Origin of the sequence: Streptosporangium sp. 'caverna' (assembly GCF_003203775.1) — a bacterium.
In the GTDB taxonomy this organism is placed as follows: domain Bacteria; phylum Actinomycetota; class Actinomycetes; order Streptosporangiales; family Streptosporangiaceae; genus Streptosporangium; species Streptosporangium subroseum.
On record NZ_CP029711.1, the window covers coordinates 1,080,187 to 1,105,503 of the forward strand.

Below are 25,317 nucleotides of genomic sequence, written 5' to 3' on the forward strand. Positions count from 1 at the left end.
GGGCCGGGGGAGAAGGAGAAGATGGGCCCAGAGGCATTGACGGGACGTCCGACGGCGGAGCAGATCGAACGCCTCTTCGTCGGCTCTCCACCCCTCTACACCCGGCTCCAGGTGGCCCAGCTCGCCGAGGTCTCGCAGGATCTCGCCGAGCGGATCTGGCGTGCCCTCGGGTTCGCCACCCTGCCCGATGACGCCGTGGCCTTCACCGACGCCGACGTGGCCGCGCTCAAGCGGGTCCGGGCGATGATGGACGGCGGGTTGCTGAACGACCAGACGATCATCCGGATGACGAGGGCGCTCGGTCAGACGACGGCCAGGCTCGCGCAGTGGCAGGCCGAAATCATGATCGGCGCCATGCTCGATCCCGGCCGGCCGCCCAACGACGCGGACCTGACGGCGATCATGGAGACCTCGCGGCGGCTGCTCCCCGACTTCGAGCAGCTGCTGGTCCATGTATGGCGGGCACAGCTGGCCGCCGCCGGGATCCGCCTGCTGGCCAACACCGACATCACCCAGGAGATCGTGCCCACCAGGCTCACCCTCGCGGTGGGCTTCGCCGACCTGGTCTCCTTCACCAGGGTCTCCCGCGAGCTGGATGAGCGGGGCCTGGCCGAGCTGGTCGAGGGGTTCGAGTCCCGGGCCTCGGACGTAGTCGCCAAGCACGGGGGACGGCTGGTCAAGACGCTCGGCGACGAGGTGTTGTTCACCGCCTCCGACCCGCGGGCGGCCGCGATGATCGCGCTGGGCCTCGTCGCCGCGAGCAGGAGGGAAGGCCCGGAGGTGCGGATCGGACTGGCCTACGGTCCGGTGCTGCCGATCATGGGCGACGTCTTCGGGACCACGGTCAACCTGGCGGCCCGGCTGACGGCCATCGCCCGCCCGGGCACGATCATCGTCGACGGCGAGCTGGCCGACGGTCTCGTGGACGTGCCGGACGTCGAGGTGGGCCGCCTGCGCAGGCGGCCGGCCCGCGGCATCGGATTCGTGCAGCCCTACGTGCTCCGCGCCGCCGGCAAGCCTTGAGGCGGGCTGTGCGTTGAGGCAGGGTTGTGCATTGAGACAGTGCGCGCCCCGGAGGGACAAACCCCCACAATCTAATGAGCGACATCTGTGGAAGCAGGGCATTCCGAAGATGGGGCATGATCTGAAACTGTTCGACCGGTAACCGAGCTCAAACGTTAGATGAGGTGCAGGACATGCCGTACACCGTGCAAGGCGTGATCGCACGTGGCAAGGGTGAGCCCGTCTCCCTGGAGACGATTCACGTGCCGGATCCCGGTCCCGGCGAGGCGGTGGTGAACGTTCAGGCCTGCGGCGTCTGCCACACGGACCTGCACTACCGCGAGGGCGGGATCAACGACGACTTCCCCTTCCTGCTCGGTCACGAGGCCGCAGGCGTGGTCGAGGCCGTCGGTGAGGGCGTCACGGAGGTGGCCCCGGGCGACTACGTGATCCTGAACTGGCGGGCGGTCTGCGGCGACTGCCGCGCCTGCCGGCGCGGGCGTCCGTGGTACTGCTTCAACACCCACAACGCCACCCAGAAGATGACCCTGGAGGACGGAACGCCGCTCTCCCCGGCCCTCGGCATCGGCGCCTTCGCCGAGAAGACCCTGGTCGCGGCCGGTCAGTGCACCAAGGTGGACCCGGCGGCCCCCGCGACGGTGGCGGGCCTGCTCGGCTGCGGCGTGATGGCGGGCATCGGCGCGGCCATCAACACCGGCGGCGTGACCCGGGGCGACAGCGTGGCCGTCATCGGCTGCGGCGGCGTCGGTGACGCGGCCATCCACGGCTCCTGGCTGGCGGGCGCCTCGAAGATCATCGCGGTGGACGTGGACGACCGGAAGCTCGCCTGGGCCAAGGAGTTCGGCGCCACCCACACGATCAACTCCCGCACCTCCGACGCGGTGGAAGCGATCAAGGAGCTCACCGGCGGCAACGGCGCGGACGTGGTGATCGAGGCGGTCGGCCGCCCGGAGACCTACAAGCAGGCCTTCTACGCCCGCGACCTGGCCGGAACCGTGGTCCTGGTCGGGGTGCCCACCCCGGAGATGACGCTGGAGCTGCCGCTGCTGGACGTCTTCGGCCGCGGTGGCTCGCTGAAGTCCTCCTGGTACGGCGACTGCCTGCCCAGCCGTGACTTCCCCATGCTCATCGACCTCTACCTCCAGGGGCGGCTGGACCTGGACCGCTTCGTCTCCGAGACGATCGGCCTGGGCGACATCGAGGCGGCCTTCACCAAGATGCACGCCGGCGAGGTCCTCCGTTCGGTGGTGGTCCTGTGATCGACAAGGTCGTCACCTCGGGAACGTTCTCGCTGGACGGCGGGACCTGGGACGTCGAGAACAACGTCTGGCTCGTCGGCTCCGCGCGCGAGGTCATCGTCATCGACGCGGCGCACGACGTCGAGGCCATCGCCGACCGGGTCGGTGACCGTGTGGTCAAGGCGATCGTCTGCACCCACGCGCACAACGACCACATCAACGCGGCGGCCGAGCTCGCCGAGCGGGTGGACGCGCCGATCCTGCTCCACCCGGCCGACCAGGTCCTGTGGGACATGGTCTACCCCGACCGGCCGTACACCCCGCTGAAGGACGGCCAGGTGCTCTCGGTGGGCGGGGTCGAGCTGACCGTGCTGCACACGCCCGGCCACGCTCCGGGCGCCGTCTGCCTGTACTCCCACGGGATCGGAGCGGTCTTCGGCGGCGACACCCTGTTCAAGGGTGGTCCCGGCGCGACCGGCAGGTCCTTCTCCTCCTTCGAGACGATCATCGACTCGATCCGGGAGCGGTTGCTGACCCTGCCGGGGGAGACGGCCGTGCACACGGGACACGGGGACTCCACCCTGATCGCCGAGGAGGCCAAGCACCTGGAGGAATGGCTGGCCAGAGGGCACTGATATCCGGCGGGGAAGCGCGGAGGGTGTGAGCGCGTCGAGGTTGTGTGGCACAGCACACATAGGCAAGCCTTACCAAATGCGTTACATTAGGCGTGCCTAACCTACATACGCTTCCCCTGAAGGGCCGCTTCCCCGCCATGTATGCATGCGTCTGCCGCGCGGTGACCGAAAACGAGGTTCATGACTGCATCGCCGCAGGTGCGAAGAGCGCACGGCAGATCCGGGACGCCACGGGCGCCGGTGGGGACTGCGCTTCTTGTGTGCGGAAGATCTGTGCGATCCTGAAGCGGTCTGAAGATTTGGTGCCGACCGCATAGCACGAGGAGCCCGCCATGCAGGGCGACAAAAAGATCATCGAATTGCTCAATGAGCAGCTTACGGCTGAGCTGACAGCGATCAACCAGTATTTCCTGCACGCCAAGATGCAGGAGAACTGGGGATATACCAGGCTTGCGAAGTACACCCGCGAAGAGTCCATCGACGAGATGCGCCACGCGGAGAAGCTCACTGATCGCATCCTTTTCCTCGAAGGCCTGCCTAACTATCAGAAGCTGGGCATCCTGCACATTGGCCAGACGGTCAAGGAGCAGCTCCGCGCGGACCTGGATGTCGAGCTCGAGGTTGTCACGCGCCTGCGGCCCGCGATCATCCTGATGCGCGAGAAGGGCGACCACACCTCGGCTCGCCTCTTTGAGGAGATCCTCGAAGACGAGGAGCGCCACATCGACTATCTGGAGACCGAGTTGGGGCTCATCGGCAGTCTGGGGGAGCAGCTCTACCTGGCTCGCTACGCCGAGCCGCCGTCGGCTTCGTGAGCCAATTGCCAGATCGCTCCAGTTTTGCCCCGAACGCGCCCTCCGGATCCCCATCTGGTAGGGCGTGTTCTGCTTTGTCAGCGAAATATTTGGCGAGCCTGTGCTTTCCAGGGACTTCCGAGGCGGGAGCGGTACTGCGCGGCCCTCAACCCTTGCGGGATGACTATCCGGGATTTATCAGTGTTTGCCCAGGTCAATGGATAGGTCAACGACGAGTCAAACCGCGCGCTGTACCCGGGAAACGATCCTCTAAGGTCCTACGATCGCAACATGACCTGTGTACTACTCGCCGAGGATGACACCTCGATCTCCGAGCCACTGGCGCGTGCTCTGCGCCGCGAGGGCTACCAAGTTGAGGTCAGCCCCGACGGCCCGCAAGCCCTAGAGCGGGCTCTGTCGGGTGGCATCGACCTGATAGTTCTTGACCTTGGCCTGCCCGAGATGGACGGCCTGGAAGTGGCCAGACGAATTCGCGCCGAAGGGCACGGCACGCCCGTGCTCATTCTCACTGCCCGTGTTGACGAGGTGGACACCGTTGTGGGCCTCGACGCCGGAGCAGATGACTATGTCACCAAACCGTTCCGCCTCGCGGAGCTCCTGGCAAGGGTCCGGGCTCTCCTGCGGCGCGGCACGTCCGAGACGCCCGTTGTACAGGGCGTGCGCATCGACGCCGACTCCCGTCGCGCGTGGATGGGAGAGAAGGAACTACACCTGACGACCAAGGAGTTCGACCTGCTCCGCGTCCTGGTCCGCGACGCCGGCAAGGTGGTCACCCGCGAGCAGATCATGCGCGAGGTGTGGGACACCAATTGGTGGGGCTCCACCAAGACACTGGACATGCATATCTCATGGCTACGCCGCAAGCTGGGTGACGATGCCGCCAAGCCCCGCTACATCACGACGGTTCGAGGAGTCGGCTTCCGGTTCGAACGCGAGTAGGGATGCGCCGCCGCCTGCTTGCTTCCACCCTCCTCGTCGCGGTCATCGGGGTGTTGCTGCTTGGCATCCCACTTGGCGTGGCCGTCAACCGGCTGATTGAGGAGGAGGCGACCCAGGAACTTTCCTCCCAGGCCAAAAGCCTTCTGGGGGAGGTGGAGTATGCCCGTATTCAGGACCAGCCCGTCGATCCCGAACAGCTGAGACGCAAATATTCCGATCGATACATCCAGATTTACGCGAAGGGGACGCCGCCTCAGGTGACGACGGTGGGCACCGAGCCCGTCGAAAGTCAGAAGATGACCGAGGACGCCCAGTCGGAGAACGGCGTGTACGTCGCGGTCAGCCGCGACAAGACGGAGGTGGAGCATGAGGTGCGGGCATGGCTTCTGCTCATCCTCGGGCTTGCCGCGGCTGCTCTCGCGGTCGCGGTGGGGCTCGCCATCGTGCAGTCACGCCGTCTGACGCTTCCGCTCAGTGACCTGGCGATGATCGCTGAGCGGCTTGGTTCAGGTGACGCCAGGCCGAGCAAGCACCGTTACGGCATCCAGGAGCTGGACCGGGTGGCCGAGGTGCTCGACCGCAGCGCGACCCGCATCTCCGACCTGCTGGCCAGGGAGCGCGAGTTCGCGACCGACGCCTCGCACCAGCTCCGCACTCCGCTGACCGGCCTCACCATGCGGTTGGAGGAGATCGTGGCGGCCGCGGACGAGCCGGGAATCGTCAAGGAGGAAGGCGAGGCCGCCATCGTGCAGGCCGAGCGGCTCACCGCGGTGATCGACGAACTGCTGGCCGCGGCCAGACGGCAGCGGCACTCGCAGGCCGAGGTGATCGAGCTTGACGCGCTGCTGGACCAGCAGCTCATCGAGTGGGGCCCGGCATTCCGCCGGGCCGGACGGAAACTGAAGCTGTCCGGCACCCGTGAGCTCCAGGCGCTGGGCACCAGCGGCGGCATCAGTCAGGTGATCTCGACCCTCCTGGAGAACTCGCTGGAACACGGTGACGGCACGGTGACGGTGACCACCAGCGACAAGGACAAGTCCGTCGTGATCGAAGTGGCGGACCAGGGCAGCGGCATCACCGACGACCTGGCCCCCCGGGTCTTCGAACGAAACGTGAGCGGGGGCGGCGGGACCGGTCTGGGCCTGCCCCTCGCACGGGCACTGGCCGCCGCCGACGGCGGCCGGCTGGAGCTCGTACGGCACCGCCCGGCGGCGTTCGCGTTCTTCCTGCGCCAGGTCGGCGACACCGGCAGGACCAGGGTGGTCAGCGGGCCCGCCTGACTCCCGCCCCACGTGGTCGTCTCACCCCGAAGGCCGGCGGGTCCGCCCGATCCCATTCCGTGTGGTCAGCGGACCTGCCCGGCCTCGCTTCGCGTGGTCATCTGATCCGAAGGCCGGCGGAGCCGTCCGATTCGGGTCAGGAGACCCGCCTGGCCTCGTGGGGAAGCTCCTTCGGCGGCTCCTCGGTGGCGGCGAGGAAGACCCACTTCTTGTAGGACCAGAACCTGAACAGCGTCGCGAGGGCGGTGCCGACCAGCAGGGCGATGTTGTAGCTCAGGGGGTCGTGGAGGCCCAGGGTGTAGGTGACAAAACCGATCACCAGGAGCGAGATCAGCAGACCCACGCCGTTGAGCAGGAAGAACAGGAAGTATTCGCGGGCGAGCCCGCTCTGCTCCCGATCCCGGAATGTCCAGTAGCGGTTGCCGAGGTAGGCGAGGGTGGCGGCGATGACCGTGGCCAGGACCTTCGAGGTCAGCGGACCCCAGCCGAAGCCGAACCGGAACAGGTTGGTGCCACCGGTGTCGATCACGAAGGCGATCGCCCCGATGGTCCCGAACTTCGCCAGTTCACGTGTCAGGCCGGCGAGCCGACCGTAGGCCTGTCGAAGGAACTCCACGTCTCCTGCACGGTCCTTTCCAGGTCGGCCGCCGATCCGCCCGGCGGGAGGACCTGAATCACTTTCCAGCCAGGCTACCGGTGCTCCGGGTCGATCTGTACGGGGTTGACCGGCTGTTGTGCATAACGGTCACTAAGAACATTTAGATGAATGTCACACAGTGACGGATAAATCCTGGTCTAGGACGTTACGCTGAGCCAACAGACCGCAGGGAGTCTCCGAGCGAGGCTCACCTCCTGCGATCGGTCCAGACGGATCGCCGCATGTGACGGCCACGAACCACGGGACCAACCCTTGCGCCGCCGACTGTTCGTTTTGATCTTTGTTCTGTCAGTGATGGCCGGTTGCGGTGTGCAAACCGATGGTCAGGTCACGATCCCCGAGACCGAGCCGTCATCGAAGACCTCCGCCCGTGTGGAGCTCGCCGAGGCGATGGACGCCTTCGGGGTGCTGAAGCAGCTTGACGACGCCTGGCAGAAGCGGGACTGCGCGGCGGTCGAGAGGCTGACCACCTGGGCGGAAAGTACGCTGGGCGGTCGTGCCTGCAAGGCAACCCGGAACGGCCGCCCAGCTCCCGCACGGAAGAGGTACACCGAGGCGGAGTTCTTCCTGCCCAACGCCGCCGACGAGGACCGATGGTTCGTCGCCCTGGCCCGCAAGCCCGATCCGGCCTACTTCCTGTTCGTCAACGAGGGTGACAACTGGAGGATCGGCGCGGGTCCCATTCTCGTGACAGGCAAATCACGCGAGCCGATCGAGGGCGCCGTGCCCACCGACGATCCCAGCACCGGGGTCAAGGCCCGCCTGGCCCCGCAGCGCTACCTGGCCTACCTGACCGACCCCGCAGGGGTGAGCGGGGTGACCTTCCCCAAGGGGGACGCCATCCGTGGGCTGTTCGACGAGCTGGTCCAGAGGGCGGAGAATGTGCGGCCCGACCGCCTCACCACGGATGTCCGCCTGCTCGACGGTCCGCAGCGGGCGCTGAAGCTGCCCGACGGGGGCGCCCTGGTCATCCACGCCCTGGAGATCGAATACCGGCAGAAGGCCGGGCCGGGCCGTTCCTCGCTGGCTCGCCCGCTCTACGGCAAGGGCGACCTGCGCGGGTTCACCGGCAAGGCCAAGCCCGCCGGGCTGACCGGCACCGAGGTCGTGCTCGTCGCCACCGAGATCACCGGTGGCACCAAGATGTCCACGATCGCCCTGCGCCGAGGGCTCGCCACCCTCACGGCCGACTGACCTCGCCGCCTGCGATCACGCCCCGTCTTCCGCGGGCGCTGTCAGGCCGGTCGCCCGGATCTCACCCCCGCCCGTTCCCGTCTTCCGCGGGCTCTGTCACGACCGGTCGCCCCGATTTCGCCCCCGCCGGGCGGGCCTGTGGCCGCCGTACGTCCTCGCCCGGCCTGACGTCGTACGGGGGCCGGTAAACTTGACCGTCGTGAGCAGCCCTTCTTTGGCCAGTCCCGTTGGACCCGTCGTCGGCATGATCGGAGCGGGCCAGCTGGCTCGGATGACCCAGCAGGCGGCGATCGCCCTGGGAATCGAGCTGCGGGTCCTGGCGAACTCGCCGGACGAGAGCGCCGCGCGAGTGATCGCCGATGTCCGGCTGGGCGACTACCAGGTCCTTGCGGACCTGCGCGACTTCGCCAAGGGATGTGACGTGCTCACCTTCGACCACGAACACGTGCCCACCGAGCACATCCGGGCGCTGGCCGAGGACGGCTTCGCCGTACGTCCCGGTGCCGACGCGCTCGTGCACGCCCAGGACAAGGCCGTCATGCGCGAGCGGCTGACCGCGATCGGCGTTCCGTGCCCGGCCTGGCGGCGGGTCGAGACGGCCTCCGACATCGAGGAGTTCGCCGGGGCGAACGGCTGGCCGGTCGTGCTCAAGGCGATACGCGGCGGTTATGACGGGCGTGGCGTCTGGGTCTGCGAGTCCGCCGAGGACGCGAGCGAGGTCCTGGCCAGCGGGGTGCCGCTGATGGCCGAGGCGTTCGTGCCCTTTGAGCGGGAGCTGGCCGTGCTGGTCGCCCGGTCGCCGCACGGGCAGGGCGTCAGCTACCCCGTCGTGGAGACCGTCCAGCGCGACGGCATCTGCGTCGAGGTGCTCGCCCCCGCGCCCGGGCTCGACCCCGAGCAGGCCGCGGTGGCCCAGCGGATCGCCCTGAAGATCGCCAAGGAGCTGGACGTGACCGGGCTGCTGGCCGTGGAGATGTTCGCCACCGCCTCCGGCCTGCTGGTCAACGAGCTGGCCATGCGCCCGCACAACAGCGGCCACTGGACGATCGACGGAGCCCGCACCTCCCAGTTCGAGCAGCACCTGCGTGCCGTGCTCGACCTTCCGCTCGGCTCGCCCTCGCTGTCCGCCCCCGTCGTGGTGATGGCCAACCTCCTGGGCGGGGACGACCCCGACGTCTTCTCCCGCTACGAGCACGTGATGGCCCACGATCCGGGGATCAAGATCCACTTCTACGGCAAGGAAGTGCGTCCGGGCCGCAAGATCGGCCACGTCACGGCCTTCGGCACCGACCTGGACGAGGTCCGGGCGCGGGCCCAGCACGCCGCCGTCTATCTTTCCGAGGGAAGATACACGTAAGCGAGCGACGGGCCGGAACGCCCCAGGACCGGGCGGATCGGCCGGAACCCCGTCAAGGTCGAGAGGGCCGGACAGGCGCGTCGTCGAGGCCCGGCGGGCATGTCGTCACGGTCGGGCGGGCCGGCTGACACACCATCATGGCGAACGCGGTTCGAGAGCCGCGGAGCGAGGAGATCGTATGAACACCGTCGGCATCGTCATGGGCAGTGACTCCGACTGGCCCGTGATGAAGCTCGCCGCCGAGGCGCTGGCCGAGTTCGGGGTGGAGTTCGAGGCCGACGTGGTCTCCGCGCACCGGATGCCCGAGGAGATGATCGCGTACGGCGCGCAGGCCGCCGGGCGCGGCCTGAAGGTGATCATCGCGGGCGCCGGGGGAGCCGCCCACCTGCCCGGCATGCTCGCCGCGGTGACCCCGCTGCCGGTGATCGGTGTCCCGGTCCCGCTGAAATACCTCGACGGCATGGACTCGCTGCTCTCCATCGTCCAGATGCCCGCGGGGGTCCCGGTCGCCACCGTCGCCATCGGCGGCGCGCGTAACGCGGGCCTGCTGGCCGTACGGATCCTCGCCACCGCGGACAAGGAACTGCGGGTGAAGATGGAGGAGTTCCAGGTCGCGCTCAAGGAGCAGGCCCATGCCAAGGGCGCCAGGCTCCGCGCCGAGGCCGCCGAGCTCAGGGCCTGAGATCTCTCCGCGCCCCGGCCCCCTGACCGAGGTCAGGGGACGGCAGGCGCTCGGCTACGTGGTTCTCCCCGATCTGGCGCAGGTCGGCTTCGATGGGAAATGTAACGGGTAGGTAAGGCTCAATAGGGAAGGAGGGCGATCTTCACGATTTTTGGAGGTTTGTCATGAGAAATGCGATACGCGCTGTCCTTGGACTCATGCTGGCCGTACTGGCCGTGCTGGGGAGTCTGGGGCCCAACGATGATCCCCGACCCGCCGAGGTCGAAGTGAGCTCCGGATCGTCCCGCTGACGCCCGGCGTGCAGGCACGCACATGCATGAAGATCGCCGCGATGGCGGCAGCGGTAACACGAGAGCACGCCACCGAAGCCGATCATTGAATCCGCTCAGAGCGGTGAGGCACTGATGATCAATTACTCGGGCCAGGCGGAGTTCTCGATGATCTCGACGAAGTTCGGGCGGACGAAGCCCGGGACGAACCGTTCCAGGACGTCCGCATTCACGTTGCCGAAGGTCGTCTCGGGCCGGTAGGCGTTGCCCTCGGTGAAGGCGCCCAGAATGCGGCGCTTGAAGTCGGGGCGGGGGTGGGCCGCGACGATCTCCGCACGGGCCTCTGCCGGGATCTCGTCCAGGGCGATGCCCAGGACGTCGGCCTCGACTCCGGTGGTGACCAGGGCGATCTCCGGAGCCATGTGGTACGGAACCTCCGGCGTGGTGTGCAGAGCGATCGCCTCCCACACGATGCGGGCGCTGTCCTCCGGCACGCCGTGCTCCGTCAGGAAACGCCGCGCCTCGTCCGCGCTGTCGATCTCGAAGCGCTGGCCGGTGGTCCGGTAGGTCTCGGTCAGGCCGAGGTCGTGGAACATCGCGCCGACGTACAGAAGCTCGGGATCGTAGGAGAGCCCCCGCCGTACACCGGCCAGCGAGCCGAACAGGAACACCCGCCGGGAGTGGTCGAACAGGAGCGGCGAGGCCGCTTTCCTGACCAGGTCGGTGGCGGCCTTCGCCAGGGCGCTGTCGGGAATTTCGATATCCGCAATACGATCGGGCATTTTCCGACTCCTCCGTGTGAGCTTGCGAGATGCCTCGCGAACGTGCAGCAACTCTTCGATGCTCTCGAAGTGCCGGTATGGCGGGCCATGTCTATCTGGACCAATACCCCATAGATTCGGTCATTAGGATAAAAACATGAGCATCGTGATGCTTGCCTATGACCGCGTGCGGCTCCTCGACGTCACCGGCCCCCTGGAGGTGTTCGCCACCTCCGGAATCCCCGTGATCCTGTGCTCGCCGGACGGGCGCGACGTCGTGACCTCGAGCGGGCTGAGAATCGGGGTGAACGCCGCGGTATCCGAGATCACCGGTGCCCACACCGTGATCGTCCCCGGCAGTGACGATCTGCCTGGCGGGGCCTTTCCTCCGGGGTCGCTCGACGGGGTGGCCACCCTGGCCCGCGACGCGCGCAGGATCGCCTCCGTGTGCACCGGCGCGTTCGCGCTCGCCGAGGTGGGGCTGCTCGACGGTCTGCGCGCGACCACCCACTGGCGGCACACGACCACGTTCGCCAGGCGCTACCCGCGCGTCGAGGTCGAGCCGGACGCGATCTACGTCCGTGACGGCCGGATGCTCACCTCCGCCGGCGTCAGCGCCGGAATCGACCTGGCCCTCGCGATGGTCGAGGAGGACGGCGGAGCCGACCTGGCACGGGAGGTGGCCAGGGACATGGTCGTCTTCCTGCAGCGCCCCGGCGGCCAGTCCCAGTTCTCGGTGGCGGCCCGTACGCCGAGAGCTCGCCACGACGGGCTGCGCCGGCTCCTCGACGCGGTGGTCGCCGACCCGGCGGCCGACCATTCCCTCCCCGCTCTGGCGGTCCGCGGCGGCTTCAGCGTCCGCCACCTGACCCGTCTCTTCCGCGAGCAGATCGGCGGCACTCCGGCCGCCTACGTGGAGTCGGTACGGCTTGAGGCCGCCCGAGCCCTCCTGGAGGCCGGGGAGACGGTGACCGCCGCGGCGGATCGTACCGGACTGGGCAGCGAGGAGTCACTGCGCCGTATCTTCCACCGCCACCTGGGAGTGGCGCCGTCCTCCTACCGCGCTCGCTTCCGCAGCGCCAAGCGGTAGGGGGACCTCTTTCACGGGGAGGACGTCCCGCAGCTCCAGGCGGTGGGGTCCTCCTTCGCGGGCGAGACGTCCCGCGGCCGGGAGCCCGGGGCGCCGCCTGCTGCTCGGCGCCGAACCGCCGAGGGGGATGTCACATTGCGTGATAACGGAGTGGATCACCCTGTCTCTGATTTCCGGCTAATCTTTCCCCTCTGGGAGGAGCGCATCCACCTCCTGGGCGAACAGGTTCTTCCGAGAGCGCGTCACGCCTGACATGGCCTGCATACTTCGGTGTACACATGGAGGCGCGTGCGCCGCCGCCTGCAAAGGGACACAAATGGCCGTTCGAGTTCCTCCCTCGGCTGCACCGGCCGACGACCGCCGGCCCTCGCCGTACGAGCGGCTGAAACAGGCGATTCTCGCGGGTGAGCTGGCCCCGGGCCAGCAGCTCGTCGAGACCCCCCTGGCGCAGTGGTGCCAGGTGAGCCGCACCCCCGTCCGGGAGGCGCTCACGCGGCTGGAGCAGGACGGGCTCGTGCTGCGCACCGACCGCGGGCTGGTGGTCCGCGAGCGGAGCCCTGAGGAGATCCTCGACCTCTACGAGACGAGGATCGTGCTCGAGGCCGCGGCCGCACGGGCGGCGGCGGCCCGCCGTTCCCCGATCGACGTCATCACCATGCGACGCGTCGCCGACCGTCTGGAGCGCCTCGACACCGGAGACGGGACGGAGATGGCGGCGGCCAATCGTGATCTTCATCGGGCTCTGTGGCGGGCCACGCACAACGAGTCGCTGATCGACCTGCTCACGCGGATCGACCTCCACCTCGCGCGCCACCCGGCGACGACCCTGTCGCAGCCGGGACGGTGGCACGAGGCGAACGGCGAGCATCGGGCGATCATCGATGCCATCGACGCGCAGGACCTCGACCTCGCCGAGAAGCTTGCCACGAAGCATTTCACCAAGGCTCGCGACCTGCGGCTCGCCCTGTGGGCCGCCGACTCGCAGACCTGACCTCGCCGGAGCGGGCCAGGACTTACATGATCTTGGGTGCGGCCCGCATGCTGCGGCATCGGGCTCGCCTGTCCCGGGCCGAACGCGATCCGGCAGCCGGCAGCGCGTTCAGTACGGCAGCCGCTTCCCCGACGGAGTTCGCAGGTCCAGGGAGACCTTGACAGGGCGCCTCGGGCGCTTGCGGATCTGGATCTGAGGCATCTTGCGGGACTCCTGTTGCGCGCTCGTACGGGCCGGACTTGCCGATTCCTGTCGTGGGGGGCCGTTTCGCCGCGGCGGATCATTCATGGGCGCTGGGTTCCGGGGGGTCTGGGAGGTGGGGGAGGACCGCAGAGGGCTCGTCCTCCGCTCCCTGGGGCGTCGCGGCGGTCCACCTCGGTTGCCGCGAGACGTCAAGGGGCGCGTGTACGGGCAGCTCGAACCAGATGACCTTTCCCGCGGGCGTACGGACGCTGCCCCAGCGCTGGGACAGCAGGTCGAGCAGGTGCATCCCGCGTCCTCCTTCGTCGTCCCGGGAGGCGTCGCGCATGTGGGGCAGGGCGGGGTTCGCGTCCTGGACCTCACAGCGCACGATCCCGTCCCGGAGACGGAGGGCGAGCCGGATCGGTCCCCAGGCGTGGCGCAGCGTGTTGGTGACCAGTTCGCTGACGAGCAGTTCGACGATCTCGCCCTGCTCGTCGGCTGCCCAGAAGGCCAGCTGGTTACGGACCAGATGCCGCGCCCGGGGCACAGAGGAGGAAACGGGAGAGAGCGACCATGAGATCTTCCGGATTCCGGGCTCCTCGACGGGGCCGGTGAAGTCCCTGAGGCTGCGGACAGCGATTTCACCGAGGTGACGTACGGTGGTTTCGAACTGGTGGCAGGCATGCGCGTAGCCGCCCCTGAGCGTGAGTGCGGCAGACCGAGGTGGCCTGGCGCTCCCCCGCCGGGCGGTGGGAACGATGAACGGATGTCCGTAAGATCGATGGTTCGGCATGTCCTGCCTCCGGCCGCTCGGTTACCCGTCGCGGTGATTTCCCGGTCGAGTTCACCGGCCCGATTCGACGGGTGACGGATCTCTCAACTGCTTCACCTTCCACGATCTCGCTCCGGACGCTCGCCGTCTTCGCGGGCAGCACCCATTGCGAACCCATGCCAGTGCAACTCCCGGCATTCCTGCTAGCTGCAATGCACGGCCGACTTCTCGCTGCGATCCTGGGAGTGTGGCCCTACGATGTCTCATCGTCGATGACAACGATCACTTTCTCGAGGTAGCCCGCGGACTGCTCGAACGAGAGGGGATCGCGGTCGTCGGCGTCGCGTCGACGAAGGCCGACGCCCTCCGGCTGGCCGAAGAGTGCCGGCCGGACGTCACGCTCATCGACATCGGCCTCGGAGAGGAATGCGGCTTCGATCTCGCCCGGCGGCTCGCGAGAGTGGGATACACGGAGCGGTCGAGCGTGATCCTGATCTCGGCCTACGCGGAGAGGGACTTCGCGGACATGATCGCGGCCAGTCCCGCCGTCGCATTCCTGCCCAAGCCTGATATCTCGGGAAAGGCGATCCGCGAGATCCTCGGGGTCGCGGGCACGGAGAGCGTGTCGGTCGGTGAGATTTCGCCGGACCCCGGCCGGGTCGTCTCCGAGGATGGGCCCAGATCCCCACTGTGAGGACTCGTGCGTGGGGTCGCCGGCCCTGCATTCGGCACGTGACCCCGATCGACCTGGGGTGATCACCCGCAGCGTCGGATCAGATATGGCTTCTGACCTGCAACGATGTGGTACGTGCGGAAAACGGGACTAGCGCGCTTCGAGGAAGGCGAGGACCGCGAGGACGCGTCGATGATCGTCTTCGGTCTCCGGTAGCCGCATCCTGGAGAGGATGCTGCGCACGTGTTTCTCGACGGTGCCCTCGGTGATCCAGAGCTGGTGGGCGATACCGGCGTTCGAGCGCCCCTCCGCCATCAGGCCGAGGACCTCGCGCTCACGCTCCGTGAGAAGTTCCAGCGGGTCGTCCCTGCGGCGGGCCGAGATGAGCTCCTGCACGAGGGCGGGGTCGACGACCGAACCGCCCTGGACGATTCGCCGGACCGTCTCGAGGAAGTCGGTCACGTCGGTTACCCGGCTCTTGAGCAGGTAACCGATCCTTTGCCCGGTGGCGAGCAACTCCATCGCCTGGTCGACCTCGATGTGAGCCGACAGCAGGAGAATTCCGATCTCGGGAAACTCCTGACGGATCAGGTAGGCCGCGTCGACGCCCTCCGTCGTGTGGGCCGGGGGCATCCGGATGTCGACGATGACAAGCTCGGGCTCGCGATCCCGTACGAGGGAGAGCAGCTCCGACGCGTCTCCGGCCTGGCCGACGATTTCGAACCCCAGCCGCTCGAACAGGCTCGCGAGTCCCTCGCGAAGCAGGACGTCGTCGTCCGCCAGCGCTATCCGTGTCCGGCTACCTTCCACCGCTCTCCCTCACCACAGATGTAGTATTGGGTGTTTTAACCATTATCGTCCGATTCTCCCCAGGCGATAGTTGACGGGGCCGACCATGAGGGAACGCACACCGGACGGACAGCCGAAGATGGGCGCGGGAGTGAGACTGACACGCCGTACGGCCATCGCGAGCGGCCTGCTCACGCTGCTGACCGGCCTGGTCTTCGCCGCGCTGCTGTGGGCGATCTCCGGCCTGCAGCAGGCGGTGGACGAGAGGAGATATACCCGGACGGCGCTCGTTGAGGCAGGCCAGCTGGAGAATCTCGTCAGCGACCTCGACACGGGGCAGCGCGGCTTTGTCATCACCCGGCAGGAGAGCTTCCTCCAGCCGTGGGAAGCCGCCCGGGCGGCCTTTTCCGGCCAGGCACGGGAGTTCGCGCGCTTCTCCTCCGATTCCGGGGACGGACGCCTGGCCCAGCAGATCATCCAGGCCGGTGAGTCCTTCATCCGCGACTACTCGATCCCGCTGGTCGAGGCGGCACGGCGAGGCGATCCCTACGCGTGGAGTCTGGAGGCGACGCAGGAGGGGGAGCGGCGTATCGACGCGCTGAGAGCCCAGTTCGACCGCTACGAGAAGGCCACGCGCTCCGTTCTCGGGACGCGCGAGGACGTCGCCAAAACCCGCGCTCAGCAGGTGATCGCCGGAACGTTGATCGGGCTCGCGGGTTCGATCCTCCTCATCGTCGCCTTCGCGGGATACCTGACGCGGGCGATCGTCCAGCCGGTTCGCAGGGCGGCCGTCGTCGCGGGCCGGCTCGCCGGCGGGGATCTCACCGCACGCATGCCCGAGACGGGTGTGGGCGAGATCGGCGAGCTTGAGGTCGCGTTCAACACCATGGGAAGCGCGCTGGAGGAGAGCCGCGACGAGCTCCGTCGAATCGTGCAGGAACAGGCCGCGCTGCGGCGCGTCGCGACGCTCGTCGCGTGCGAGGTGTCGCCGCCCGAGATCTTCAACGCGGTCGCCACCGAGATGGGCCAGATCCTGAAAACGGAATATGTCTCGGTGATCCGCTACGAGGCCGACGGCATGGGGAACGTGATCGGCAATTGGGCCGATCACGGCAGCCCTGAATGCGGACCGCCCGTCGGCTCGCGCTGGCCGCTCGATGAGGAGAGCGTCGCGGGGCTGGTGCTGCAGACCGGGAAGCCGGGGCGGATCACCTACGACACCAACGGCAAGATCGCCACATGGATGCGTGAGCGGGGGGTCAGCTCCGCGGTCGGCTGTCCCATCGTGGTCGAGGGGCGGATGTGGGGCGCTCTGGTCGCTTTCTCGACCGGGTCCGGGCCACAGCCCGAAGGTAGGGAGGAGCGCATGGCGGAGTTCACGGAACTCGTCGCGACGGCGATAGCCAACGCCGAGAGCCGGGCTCAGCTCACCGCCTCCCGTGCCCGCGTGGTCGAGGCCGCCGACGAGACCCGCCGCCGCATCGAGCGCGACCTGCACGACGGAACCCAGCAGCGTCTCGTCACGCTCGGGCTCGAACTACGCGCGGCGGAGGCCACCGCGCCACCCGAACTGGAGAAACTCAGGCAACAGCTCTCCCATACGGCCCAGGGCCTGGCGGGGGCCGTCGAGGACCTGCAGGAGATCTCGCGGGGAATCCATCCTGCGGTCCTGTCCAGGGGCGGCATCGGGCCCGCCCTCAAGACGCTCGCGCGCCGCTCCGCCGTCCCGGTCGAGCTCACCGTGAACACCGACCGGCGCCTGGCGGAACGTGTCGAGGTGGCTGCCTACTACGTCGTGTCCGAGGCGTTGACGAACGCGGCCAAGCACGCACAGGCATCCGTGGTGTACGTCGACCTCGCGATGGAGAACGGGATCGTCCGGATCTCGATTCGCGACGACGGGGTCGGGGGAGCGGATCCCGGCCACGGTTCGGGCCTCATCGGGCTCAGGGACCGCGTCGAGGCCCTCGGCGGCAGCATCGAGATCGTGAGCCCCGCGGAAGACGGTACGACGCTGTCCGTTCAGATCCCCGCCGAGAACGACTGACCGCAGCCCGCCCAAGCCAGGCCTCCATGCGTTTCCGCAGGCTGAGCGGAAACCCGATCACCTGCTACCGAGGGCACGATGGTGTTCACCCGGCGTGCCAAGCTCTGGCCTCGAGGGCGTTCAGAGTCGCCTCCGGCGATTGGCGGCGGGCTCAGAAAGTCTCAACGCAAAGGCATATCTCCATGTACATTTGATTCAGAGGTATGCATATATGGGAGGTGGCTTGTGAGCCGGACGATGATTGATCTGGATGACGACCTGCTGGCTGAAGCGGCCAAAGCACTGGGGACAGGCACGAAGAAGGAGACGGTCAACACCGCTCTGCGTGAAGTACTGGAGAACCGGCGACGAGCGCTGGCGCTCGCCCGGCTGCGTGGCGCTGCCGCCGAGGGCGCTTTCGATCTGGACGTTTTCGAGGAGAAGAGGAACTACCGAAGGTGAACGCCTCGCAGTTCCTGATAGACACCAGCGCGTTGGCTCGGCTCATGCACGGTGGGGCCGAGACCTACGGCTGGGACCAGGCTGTTACGGCAGGGCTGGTCGCGGTATGCCCCATCACCGAACTCGAGTATTTCTACAGTGCGCGGTCGCAGTCCGACCGTGCGCGGGGGATCGAGGATATGCGTCAGCTGTTCGGATGGGTTCCTGTCGATGATCGTGCGTATGACCGGGCATGGCAGGTCCAGGACCTGCTTACGGCGAAGGGGCAGCATCGTAGTGCGGGGCCGGTGGATCTGGTGGTGGCCGCGACCGCGGAGCTGCGAGGGCTCACATTGCTGCATCGTGATCATGACTTCGACCGCATCGCCGCGGTCACCGGTCAGGCACTCCAGTGGTACGGCCCCGAAGCAGGAAAGTAGTGCGAAGCGGCATGGGCGGCCGGGGGCGCGGCGGATACTGTGTAAGTGGACTACGCCGCCGAAGGACACATCACCGATCGCCCCCGGGACGTGGCGGAGATCTGCACCCGTTTCGAAGAACTCCGAGCGGAGATCCTGCCTCCGCGAGCGAGTATCGACCTCACGACGAAGGTGATGGCGACATGGACGCAGACCTGAGCAAGGCCGTCTGGCACAAGGCATCTCTCAGCAGCGGCAACGGCGGCGAGTGCGTCGAGGTGGCCGTGGTGGACGCCCTCGACACCGGGCACAAGGCGGACCTCGGATCCCTCTACGTGTTACGCGACTCCAAGAATCCCGACGGCCCGAAGCTGTTCTTCACCCGGTCGGAGTGGGACGCCTTCGTCGGCGGCGTGAAACTCGGCGAGTTCGACAACTGACGAAGACGGGGTGCCGGGGGTGGGGGAAGAGCTCCGGGCGGAGTGGGGGCCTCAGCGACTCGCTACGGGCGTCCGAGGGCGCGATAGTGCCAGCCGGCGGCGCGCCAGGTTTCGGAGTCGAGGGCGTTGCGGCCGTCAACGATCTTGCGGGTGGCGACGACGGCCCCGAGCTGCTCGGGGTCGAGGTCGATGAACTCCTGCCATTCGGTCAGCAGCAGCACGACGTGAGCGCCCTGGGCCGCCTCCAGGGCGGAGGCGCCGTAGGAGAGCTCGGGGTGGGCCCGGCGGGCGTTCTCCTGGGCGACGGGATCGTAGACCGTGACCTGGCCACCCTGCTGACTGATCTTGACGGCGACGTCGAGGGCGGGGGAGTCGCGGATGTCGTCGGAGTTGGGCTTGAACGCGGCGCCGAGCACGGTGACGGTGCACCCCTGGAAGGAGCCGCCGGCCAGCTCGCGGGCCAGGTCGACCATGCGGGCCCGGCGGCGCATGTTGATCGCGTCGACCTCGCGCAGGAAGGTCAGCGCCTGGTCGGCGCCGAGCTCTCCGGCGCGGGCCATGAAGGCGCGGATGTCCTTGGGCAGGCAGCCGCCGCCGAAGCCCAGGCCGGGGTTGAGGAACTTGCCGCCGATGCGGTCGTCGAACGAGAGCGCCAGGGACAGCTGCTTGACGTCGGCGTGGGCGGCCTCGCAGACCTCTGCCATCGCGTTGATGAAAGAGATCTTGGTGGCGAGGAACGCGTTGGCGGCGACCTTGACCAGCTCGGCGGTCGGGTAGTCCGTGATCACCATCGGGGTGCCCGCCTCGAGCATCGAGGCGTAGACCTCACGCATGATCTTCTCGGCCCTGTCGGAGGCCACGCCCAGCACGATCCGGTCGGGGTGCAGGGTGTCCTTCACGGCGAAGCCCTCGCGGAGGAACTCGGGGTTCCATGCCAGCTCGGCGCCCGAACCGATGGGTGCCAGCCTGGCCAGCTTGTCGGCCAGGTGCTGAGCGGTGCCGACCGGGACCGTGGACTTGCCGACGATCAGGCACTCGCGGTTCAGATACGGGGCCAGCGACTCGATCGCGGACTCCAGGTAGGAGACGTCCGCGGCGTACTCGCCCGGTTTCTGCGGGGTGCCCAGGCACAGGAAGTGCACGTCACCGAACGCGGCCGCCTCCTCGTAGGAGGTGGTGAAGCGCAGTCGCCCGTTGGCGAGGTTGCGCCTGAGGATCTCTTCCAGACCCGGTTCGTATATGGGCAGATCCCCGGCCTGGAGTCGACTGATCTTCTCCGCGTCCACGTCGAGGCTGAGGACTTCGAAGCCCAGCTCGGCCATGCATGCGGACGTCGTCGCACCGAGGTATCCGGTTCCCACCATCGTCAGGCGGTAGGCCACTGGTGCTCCCTTCGGTTCTGCCCAATTCTTTGCCGACAGAGTACCGGCATCTGACACTTGCCCTGCGCCACCTGCGCAAACAGGAGCAACACATATCACATTGGGTGGAGCGATCCATACATGGTTGGACGTCCTAATATTTGCCCATGAGCTTCCCCCTCTATGCGCTGCCCGAAGAGCACCAGATGCTCAGGGAGACCGTCCGTGACCTCGCCGACGCGAAGATCGCTCCTCGTGCCGCCGAGGCGGATGAGACAGGAGAGTTCTCCTGGGACGTCTACAAGGCACTCGTCGCGGCCGACCTGCACGCCGTACACGTCCCCGAGGAGTACGGCGGTGCCGGGGCCGACGCCCTCGCAACCGTCATCGTCATCGAGGAGGTGGCACGGGCATGTGCCTCGTCCTCGCTGATCCCCGCGGTCAACAAGCTCGGAACGGTCCCGCTGCTGCTGTCGGCCTCCGAGGAGGTCAAGCAACGCTACCTCGCCCCGGTCGCGCGAGGCGAGGCGATGTTCTCCTACGCGTTGTCCGAGGCGGAGGCGGGCAGTGACGCCGCCGCCATGAAGACCCGTGCCGTGGCCGACGGCGACCACTACGTGCTCAACGGCGCCAAGATGTGGATCACCAATGCCGGGGTGTCGGAGTACTACACGGTGATGGCCGTGACCGAGCCGGGCGTCGGCGCCAGAGGCATCTCCGCGTTTGTCGTGGAGAAGGGCGACGAGGGTGTCAGCTTCGGTGCCAAGGAGAGGAAGCTCGGCATCAAGGGCTCCCCGACCCGCCAGGTCATCCTGGAGAACGTACGGATCCCGGCCTCCCGGATGATCGGCGAACCCGGCACCGGCTTCAAGACCGCCCTGGCCACCCTGGACCACACCCGCATCACCATCGCCGCCCAGGCGCTCGGCATCGCCCAGGGCGCGCTGGACTACGCGGTGGGCTACATCAAGGAACGCAAGCAGTTCGGCAAGGCCATCGCGGAGTTCCAGGGCGTCCAGTTCATGATCGCCGACATGGCGATGAAGCTGGAGGCGGCCCGCCAGCTCACCTACGCCGCCGCCGCCAAGTCGGAGCTGGCCATGCACGGTGAGCCGCAGAAGGACCTCACGTTCTTCTCCAGCGCCGCCAAGTGCGCCGCCTCCGACGCCGCCATGGAGATCACCACCGACGCCGTCCAGCTCCTCGGCGGATACGGCTACACCAGCGACTACCCGGTCGAGCGCATGATGCGCGACGCCAAGATCACCCAGATCTACGAGGGCACCAACCAGATCCAGCGCATGGTCATGGCCCGCCAGCTCCTGAAGTAGGGCTTGAGCTGGGAGAGCTTTGATTTTCGAGGGAGAACCGCCCGGCTGCGAAAGCCGGGCGGTGATCCTTAAAAACGACTCTGTTCCGTCGCTGTTCCGTCAGAGACGGAACAGGTTTTATCGTCCGGGGTCATCGCCTCACATCCGGCATCATTCTTCATGAGCGAGACGGGGAACGGCGGCGTCCGGGAGTCGCGCGCTTTCGCCCAGGGCAGTTCGAACAACCATCCGGCTCGCATCTTCACCAGCGCCCGGTACAGCAACCGGCACAGCCACACCACGACCGCGCTCAGGATCACCGGTTCGACGACGGCGAGCACCAGCCGTAGCCTGCCGTCCATGTCGACGGAGAGCAGCGGGACCAGGGCCCGGTGCAGCAGCGCGAGCAGCGGCATGTGCATGACGTAGATGGGAAGGGTGCCGCGGCCGAGTGCCGCGAGGCGGTTCCCCAGCCAGACCCAACGGCTGACCAGGACCGCGGCCGTCACTCCGAGCACCGCCGCGAGGACGCAGGCCAGCGGCCATACGCCCGGCCAGGTGTCCGCGCCGGTGACCGCCATCGCCGCCAGAATCCCGATGTAGGACACGCCGAGCACCGCCAGGCGTGGCCGGTTTGCGACGGCGGCGAGCCGTTCCACGATCGGCCGGAAGTACATCCCGGCCAGGAAGAACACCAGGTTCTTGTACACGCCGCCTCGGTCGCCCGGCATTTCCAGCAGCCCTGCTGAGGCCGCCGCCGACAGGATGAAGGCCGCCCCGACTACCAGGCCCGCCGGAAGACGGCGCACGACCTTGGCGATGGCGAAATACAGGGCGAGCGCGTACAGGTACCACAGGTTGGACGGGGTGATCGTCAGCTGGGCCAGCAGGCCGAGGGGGCCGTCGGCGCGGGCGGTGTCGAAGTCCGGGACGAGCGCCAGCAGCACGGTGTGGATCAACAGCCACAGCACGTAGAGGTAGAGGAACCCGGCCACCTTCGAGCGGCCGAGAACCCGCCAGGGCCGGTTTACCGCACCGATGGCGAACATGCCGGAGATGGTGAAGAAGAGCGGCATGCGCAGCGGGAGCAACTGCTCGGTCACCGTGCCCCAAGCGCCGGGGACCGGGATCGGCAGGTGCCAGTCGATCTGCAGGTAGTGCTTCATGATGACGTGCCAGAGCACGACGAGCAGGATGCATGCGCCCTTGGCGACGTCGGGCCACGTCATCCGCTCCAGGGCTTCGCCGTCTGCGGGCCCTCGCGAGTTCGGGTCCGGCTCGATGGGTGGGCGGACAGCGAACACAGAAATACCTCCGGGGGGTTTAGATGTGCGGAGACAGCGCGCCCGGGCCACTGCGTGTGGTGGAGGAGTCTGTGCCGTCGAGGCCATGTATCGGTGGCCGTTCGGCGCCATCTCGATCGGCTTGTAGATCACCTCGTCGTCCTCGACGAGCGGCACCGTGATGGGAGCCGATGATCTTCCGCCCACTCAGGGGCGGAAATTTCCCTTACCTCGCGTGAACTAGGGAAAGGAGCCCTATCGCGGGGTGTTCCGTACTGTTACTGCGGGGTGTCCAGTACCGTTCACCGGTCCGGCGAGTCGTGATGACCGGGGTCGATGCGCCGCCTGGAGAGGGCGGAGGTTCGTGAAAACCGTCTGGTGCCGCATTCCTCAGTGAGGGTCGCGAACGCGCGGTCGAGAACCCGAAGCTGCCAGAGCGGCCTTTCCAGCCCTCGGCGCCCCGGGTCGGTGGGAACCTGTACTTCCGATGAGGAACGTTGCACCAGTGAGCCCGGTCCGCCGCCGGACCGGCGCGAGGGTGGAGATCCGGTTCTTCACTCGTGGGTGGAGAACCTGGCCTCAGGCGTCCCGTACGTCAGCCCGCCTCGCCGTAGAGGACGTCTGCTCGGCAATCGCCGGGGGACGAGACGGCGTTCCTGACCGCTTGCATCGCACGGCTCGTCGTCCTTCGGCGACACAGCGAGCCGGCGACACAGCGGGCCGGCGATGCGGCGGGCGGGCACCACGGCGGGTCGGCGCACGGCGGGCGCGTTCGGCCGGCTGCCCTCGGTGCGGGTGATGCTCATCGGCGCCTGTTCCGGTAGTGGTCGTTGATCAGAGCGGCGATGCCGGCGAGCGCGATCAGGCCGAAGGCGTTGGAGACGAGGATGCTGCCGATGGTGACCGAGGTGACCACGTTGACGACGGAGCTGATCACCACCACCAGCCACAGAACGGGACGCGCCTTGCCGCCGGGGATTTTGACGGCCTGCGGCGCCTGAGTGGTTTCCCGGGTGTAGATGCCGGCCATGGTGTGCTCCTTGTTCGATGCGATCGACAGGTCGTTTGCGATGCATCGAAATTTACGGATGATCACCACTGGCAGCGATCCCGTCAACGGGACAAACGGGGTACAGCCTGCTATACCCTCGGTCAGCGATCTACGACGATCTGGGCCGGGACCGGCAGGGTGGAGCCGGTCGCAATGTCTTTTCGCGAGGTCGGCAGCGCGACCGTGCGGCTCTGGTCCTCGGGAGGCCCGACGGGGAAAATGATCAACTCGGTCGCTCCGGCGTCGGCGAAGCGGCCTGTCGTTTCTTCGACCGCCGCCTCGTCGCCGGCGACTTGGGCCCCGCACCGTGCGCTCAGGCGCTCGTCGACGCTTCCGCTGAGGTGAAACCCGGTCCGGACGAAGTCTCCGGGCCGGGTTCACCTGTGCCGGATGGATCCCAGAAGAGGCATGCCGGGGTCGGTGCGGGCCTCGCCGCTTCAGTAGGGCAGTTGCTGCAGGGTCCAGCCGTTGCCGTCCGGGTCCTTGAAGGCCGCGTAGGAGACCGTCGGCTTCCCGGGCGCGCTCATGTCCTCGACCTCTCCGATCTCCACCCCCCGCTTGACGAGCTCCGCCCGCGCGGCGCGGATGTCCGAGACGACCAGGTGCAGGCCCTGGACCGAGCCCGGCGCCGTGTCGACGATCCCGACGCCGATGCAGATGGAGCAGGCCGACCCGGGGGGCGTCAGCTGCACGACGCGGAACGTCTCGCCGAATCTCTGGTCAAGGTCGGCGTTGAAGCCGAGCTGTTCGGTGTAGAAGGCCTTCGCGCGGTCCACGTCCGAGACGGGAATCGGCACCAGCTCAAGCTTCATGTCCATGGCAGAGGTCCCTTCGTGCGATCGATGCGTTCCCTTTCTACTGACGCGCGGGCCTGAGGGGGCCCGGATCGACGCGGCCGACCTGATTTTTCAGGAGATTTCCTGATCATCGAATCTGCCACGAGAAGTACGGAGTGAGCACTCACTCCTTATTGACGGAGTGAGTGCTCACTCCGTACCCTGGAAGCATGACAAACACCCCCACCCGGCGGCGAGCGCCGGGAATGAGCCCCGAACAGCGCAGAGCGATGATCGTCGCGGCGGCCCTGCCGCTGGTCGCCGAGTACGGCGCCGCGATCACCACGAGTCAGATCGCACGGGCCGCGGGCATCGGCGAGGCCACCATCTTCCGGGCCTTCACCGACAAGGAGGAGGTGCTCGCCGCGTGCCTGGCCGAGGCGCTGAGCCCCGCCCACGTGCTGAACGAACTGGCCTCCATCTCCCTCGACGAGCCGCTCGCGGTGCGACTGGCCGAGGCGGCCGAGGCCATGCGAGCCCACCTGGAGCGCATGGGCACCGTGATCGGAACACTGCACGCCTTCGGCCACCGTCGCCAGACCACCGATGAGCGGCCGGTGTCGAGCGGCCGGGGGGCCTTGATGAACGAGCTGCGCGACGGCGTGGCCGAACTGATCGAACCCGACCAGGCCACCCTGCGCCTGGATCCGGAAAAGCTCTCCTCGATCTTCCTGAGCATGCTCTTCACCCAGCGTCGCCGACTCGCAGACGATGAAGCCCCGGAGCTGACCCCGCAGGAAATCGTCGACGTCCTCCTGCACGGCGCCCTCAACGAACCCGGGACTCCGCGATGACCATCAC

Annotated in this window: 27 protein-coding genes; 19 read left to right on the forward strand and 8 right to left on the reverse strand. The window is 67.6% G+C overall.

Annotated elements, in window-relative coordinates:
• The first annotated feature begins 21 nt into the window (after nucleotides 1-21).
• From DKM19_RS04975 to DKM19_RS05005, 7 genes are all read left to right on the forward strand, one after another.
• Nucleotides 22-1,023, forward strand: a complete 1,002-nt coding sequence (locus DKM19_RS04975; protein WP_110694684.1) for an adenylate/guanylate cyclase domain-containing protein — start codon at nucleotides 22-24, stop codon at nucleotides 1,021-1,023.
• 173 nt (nucleotides 1,024-1,196) lie between these two features.
• A complete protein-coding gene (locus DKM19_RS04980) occupies nucleotides 1,197-2,282 on the forward strand; it encodes an S-(hydroxymethyl)mycothiol dehydrogenase (RefSeq protein ID WP_110694685.1) in 1,086 nt (361 codons plus the stop codon).
• Complete coding sequence (locus DKM19_RS04985; protein ID WP_110694686.1) at nucleotides 2,279-2,896, forward strand: MBL fold metallo-hydrolase; 618 nt, start codon at nucleotides 2,279-2,281, stop codon at nucleotides 2,894-2,896. The genes DKM19_RS04980 and DKM19_RS04985 overlap by 4 nt, the downstream gene beginning before the upstream one ends.
• A 137-nt stretch (nucleotides 2,897-3,033) precedes the next feature.
• Entirely contained in the window at nucleotides 3,034-3,213 is a 180-nt protein-coding gene (locus DKM19_RS04990; RefSeq protein ID WP_089209873.1) for a bacterioferritin-associated ferredoxin, read from the forward strand.
• A 15-nt stretch (nucleotides 3,214-3,228) separates the two neighbouring features.
• Nucleotides 3,229-3,711: a bacterioferritin gene (gene bfr, locus DKM19_RS04995; RefSeq protein ID WP_089209829.1), complete on the forward strand. Its 483-nt coding sequence runs from the start codon at nucleotides 3,229-3,231 to the stop codon at nucleotides 3,709-3,711.
• A gap of 270 nt (nucleotides 3,712-3,981) precedes the next feature.
• On the forward strand, nucleotides 3,982-4,650 hold the full coding sequence (locus tag DKM19_RS05000) for a response regulator transcription factor (protein WP_043620820.1): 669 nt from the start codon (nucleotides 3,982-3,984) through the stop codon (nucleotides 4,648-4,650).
• A gap of 2 nt (nucleotides 4,651-4,652) precedes the next feature.
• Nucleotides 4,653-5,930 (forward strand): ATP-binding protein, encoded by a 1,278-nt coding sequence (locus DKM19_RS05005; protein WP_110694687.1) that lies wholly within the window; start codon nucleotides 4,653-4,655, stop codon nucleotides 5,928-5,930.
• Nucleotides 5,931-6,066: 136 nt separating this feature from the next.
• Here the strand turns inward: DKM19_RS05005 and DKM19_RS05010 are convergent, their stop codons facing one another.
• Complete coding sequence (locus DKM19_RS05010) at nucleotides 6,067-6,546, reverse strand: GtrA family protein (protein ID WP_110694688.1); 480 nt, start codon at nucleotides 6,544-6,546, stop codon at nucleotides 6,067-6,069.
• A 351-nt stretch (nucleotides 6,547-6,897) separates the two neighbouring features.
• Here DKM19_RS05010 and DKM19_RS05015 point away from each other — a divergent pair, with 351 nt between their 5' ends.
• From DKM19_RS05015 to purE, 3 genes are all read left to right on the forward strand, one after another.
• Complete coding sequence (locus tag DKM19_RS05015; RefSeq protein ID WP_110694689.1) at nucleotides 6,898-7,782, forward strand: hypothetical protein; 885 nt, start codon at nucleotides 6,898-6,900, stop codon at nucleotides 7,780-7,782.
• Between the two features lie 244 nt (nucleotides 7,783-8,026).
• Complete coding sequence (locus DKM19_RS05020; RefSeq protein WP_239514583.1) at nucleotides 8,027-9,139, forward strand: 5-(carboxyamino)imidazole ribonucleotide synthase; 1,113 nt, start codon at nucleotides 8,027-8,029, stop codon at nucleotides 9,137-9,139.
• 178 nt (nucleotides 9,140-9,317) lie between these two features.
• Nucleotides 9,318-9,821 (forward strand): 5-(carboxyamino)imidazole ribonucleotide mutase, encoded by a 504-nt coding sequence (gene purE / locus DKM19_RS05025; protein ID WP_110694691.1) that lies wholly within the window; start codon nucleotides 9,318-9,320, stop codon nucleotides 9,819-9,821.
• A gap of 412 nt (nucleotides 9,822-10,233) precedes the next feature.
• Here purE and DKM19_RS05030 read toward each other — a convergent pair whose 3' ends face one another.
• Nucleotides 10,234-10,872, reverse strand: a complete 639-nt coding sequence (locus DKM19_RS05030) for an HD domain-containing protein (protein WP_110694692.1) — start codon at nucleotides 10,870-10,872, stop codon at nucleotides 10,234-10,236.
• Between the two features lie 136 nt (nucleotides 10,873-11,008).
• Here DKM19_RS05030 and DKM19_RS05035 point away from each other — a divergent pair, with 136 nt between their 5' ends.
• Nucleotides 11,009-11,941 carry a GlxA family transcriptional regulator gene (locus tag DKM19_RS05035; protein WP_110694693.1) on the forward strand — a complete coding sequence of 311 codons (933 nt, stop codon included), beginning with the start codon at nucleotides 11,009-11,011 and terminating at the stop codon, nucleotides 11,939-11,941.
• 316 nt (nucleotides 11,942-12,257) lie between these two features.
• On the forward strand, nucleotides 12,258-12,932 hold the full coding sequence (locus DKM19_RS05040) for a GntR family transcriptional regulator (RefSeq protein WP_162641305.1): 675 nt from the start codon (nucleotides 12,258-12,260) through the stop codon (nucleotides 12,930-12,932).
• 280 nt (nucleotides 12,933-13,212) lie between these two features.
• Here DKM19_RS05040 and DKM19_RS05045 read toward each other — a convergent pair whose 3' ends face one another.
• Nucleotides 13,213-13,908: an ATP-binding protein gene (locus tag DKM19_RS05045; RefSeq protein ID WP_110694695.1), complete on the reverse strand. Its 696-nt coding sequence runs from the start codon at nucleotides 13,906-13,908 to the stop codon at nucleotides 13,213-13,215.
• A 145-nt stretch (nucleotides 13,909-14,053) separates the two neighbouring features.
• On the opposite strand from DKM19_RS05045, the gene DKM19_RS05050 reads away from it, so the two are divergent.
• Nucleotides 14,054-14,581 (forward strand): response regulator, encoded by a 528-nt coding sequence (locus tag DKM19_RS05050; RefSeq protein ID WP_239514088.1) that lies wholly within the window; start codon nucleotides 14,054-14,056, stop codon nucleotides 14,579-14,581.
• Between the two features lie 129 nt (nucleotides 14,582-14,710).
• On the opposite strand, the gene DKM19_RS05055 is transcribed toward DKM19_RS05050, so the two are convergent.
• Nucleotides 14,711-15,370 (reverse strand): response regulator transcription factor, encoded by a 660-nt coding sequence (locus DKM19_RS05055; protein WP_110694697.1) that lies wholly within the window; start codon nucleotides 15,368-15,370, stop codon nucleotides 14,711-14,713.
• A gap of 85 nt (nucleotides 15,371-15,455) precedes the next feature.
• Here DKM19_RS05055 and DKM19_RS05060 point away from each other — a divergent pair, with 85 nt between their 5' ends.
• The 4 genes from DKM19_RS05060 to DKM19_RS05075 all read left to right on the forward strand — a co-directional run bounded on the left by DKM19_RS05060 (nucleotide 15,456) and on the right by DKM19_RS05075 (nucleotide 18,675).
• Complete coding sequence (locus tag DKM19_RS05060) at nucleotides 15,456-17,396, forward strand: CHASE3 domain-containing protein (RefSeq protein ID WP_110694698.1); 1,941 nt, start codon at nucleotides 15,456-15,458, stop codon at nucleotides 17,394-17,396.
• Between the two features lie 237 nt (nucleotides 17,397-17,633).
• On the forward strand, nucleotides 17,634-17,837 hold the full coding sequence (locus DKM19_RS05065) for a type II toxin-antitoxin system VapB family antitoxin (protein WP_239514089.1): 204 nt from the start codon (nucleotides 17,634-17,636) through the stop codon (nucleotides 17,835-17,837).
• Nucleotides 17,834-18,256, forward strand: a complete 423-nt coding sequence (locus DKM19_RS05070) for a PIN domain nuclease (protein ID WP_110694700.1) — start codon at nucleotides 17,834-17,836, stop codon at nucleotides 18,254-18,256. The genes DKM19_RS05065 and DKM19_RS05070 overlap by 4 nt, the downstream gene beginning before the upstream one ends.
• Nucleotides 18,257-18,438: 182 nt before the next feature.
• The gene (locus tag DKM19_RS05075) at nucleotides 18,439-18,675 is read left to right on the forward strand and encodes a DUF397 domain-containing protein (RefSeq protein WP_089209816.1); all 237 of its coding nucleotides are present in this window, start codon (nucleotides 18,439-18,441) and stop codon (nucleotides 18,673-18,675) included.
• Between the two features lie 62 nt (nucleotides 18,676-18,737).
• Here DKM19_RS05075 and DKM19_RS05080 read toward each other — a convergent pair whose 3' ends face one another.
• Nucleotides 18,738-20,039, reverse strand: coding sequence for a UDP-glucose/GDP-mannose dehydrogenase family protein (locus tag DKM19_RS05080; protein ID WP_239514584.1), 1,302 nt, complete (start codon nucleotides 20,037-20,039; stop codon nucleotides 18,738-18,740).
• Nucleotides 20,040-20,203: 164 nt separating this feature from the next.
• Here DKM19_RS05080 and DKM19_RS05085 point away from each other — a divergent pair, with 164 nt between their 5' ends.
• Nucleotides 20,204-21,367, forward strand: a complete 1,164-nt coding sequence (locus DKM19_RS05085) for an acyl-CoA dehydrogenase family protein (protein ID WP_089209814.1) — start codon at nucleotides 20,204-20,206, stop codon at nucleotides 21,365-21,367.
• A 68-nt stretch (nucleotides 21,368-21,435) separates the two neighbouring features.
• Here the strand turns inward: DKM19_RS05085 and DKM19_RS05090 are convergent, their stop codons facing one another.
• From DKM19_RS05090 to DKM19_RS05100, 3 genes are all read right to left on the reverse strand, one after another.
• Nucleotides 21,436-22,650, reverse strand: coding sequence for an acyltransferase family protein (locus DKM19_RS05090; protein ID WP_204358660.1), 1,215 nt, complete (start codon nucleotides 22,648-22,650; stop codon nucleotides 21,436-21,438).
• Nucleotides 22,651-23,431: 781 nt separating this feature from the next.
• Nucleotides 23,432-23,659, reverse strand: a complete 228-nt coding sequence (locus DKM19_RS05095; RefSeq protein ID WP_204358661.1) for a hypothetical protein — start codon at nucleotides 23,657-23,659, stop codon at nucleotides 23,432-23,434.
• 458 nt (nucleotides 23,660-24,117) lie between these two features.
• Nucleotides 24,118-24,498, reverse strand: coding sequence for a glyoxalase superfamily protein (locus DKM19_RS05100; RefSeq protein WP_110694702.1), 381 nt, complete (start codon nucleotides 24,496-24,498; stop codon nucleotides 24,118-24,120).
• A gap of 224 nt (nucleotides 24,499-24,722) precedes the next feature.
• On the opposite strand from DKM19_RS05100, the gene DKM19_RS05105 reads away from it, so the two are divergent.
• Nucleotides 24,723-25,310: a TetR/AcrR family transcriptional regulator gene (locus DKM19_RS05105; protein ID WP_204358662.1), complete on the forward strand. Its 588-nt coding sequence runs from the start codon at nucleotides 24,723-24,725 to the stop codon at nucleotides 25,308-25,310.
• The last annotated feature ends 7 nt before the right edge of the window (nucleotides 25,311-25,317 follow it).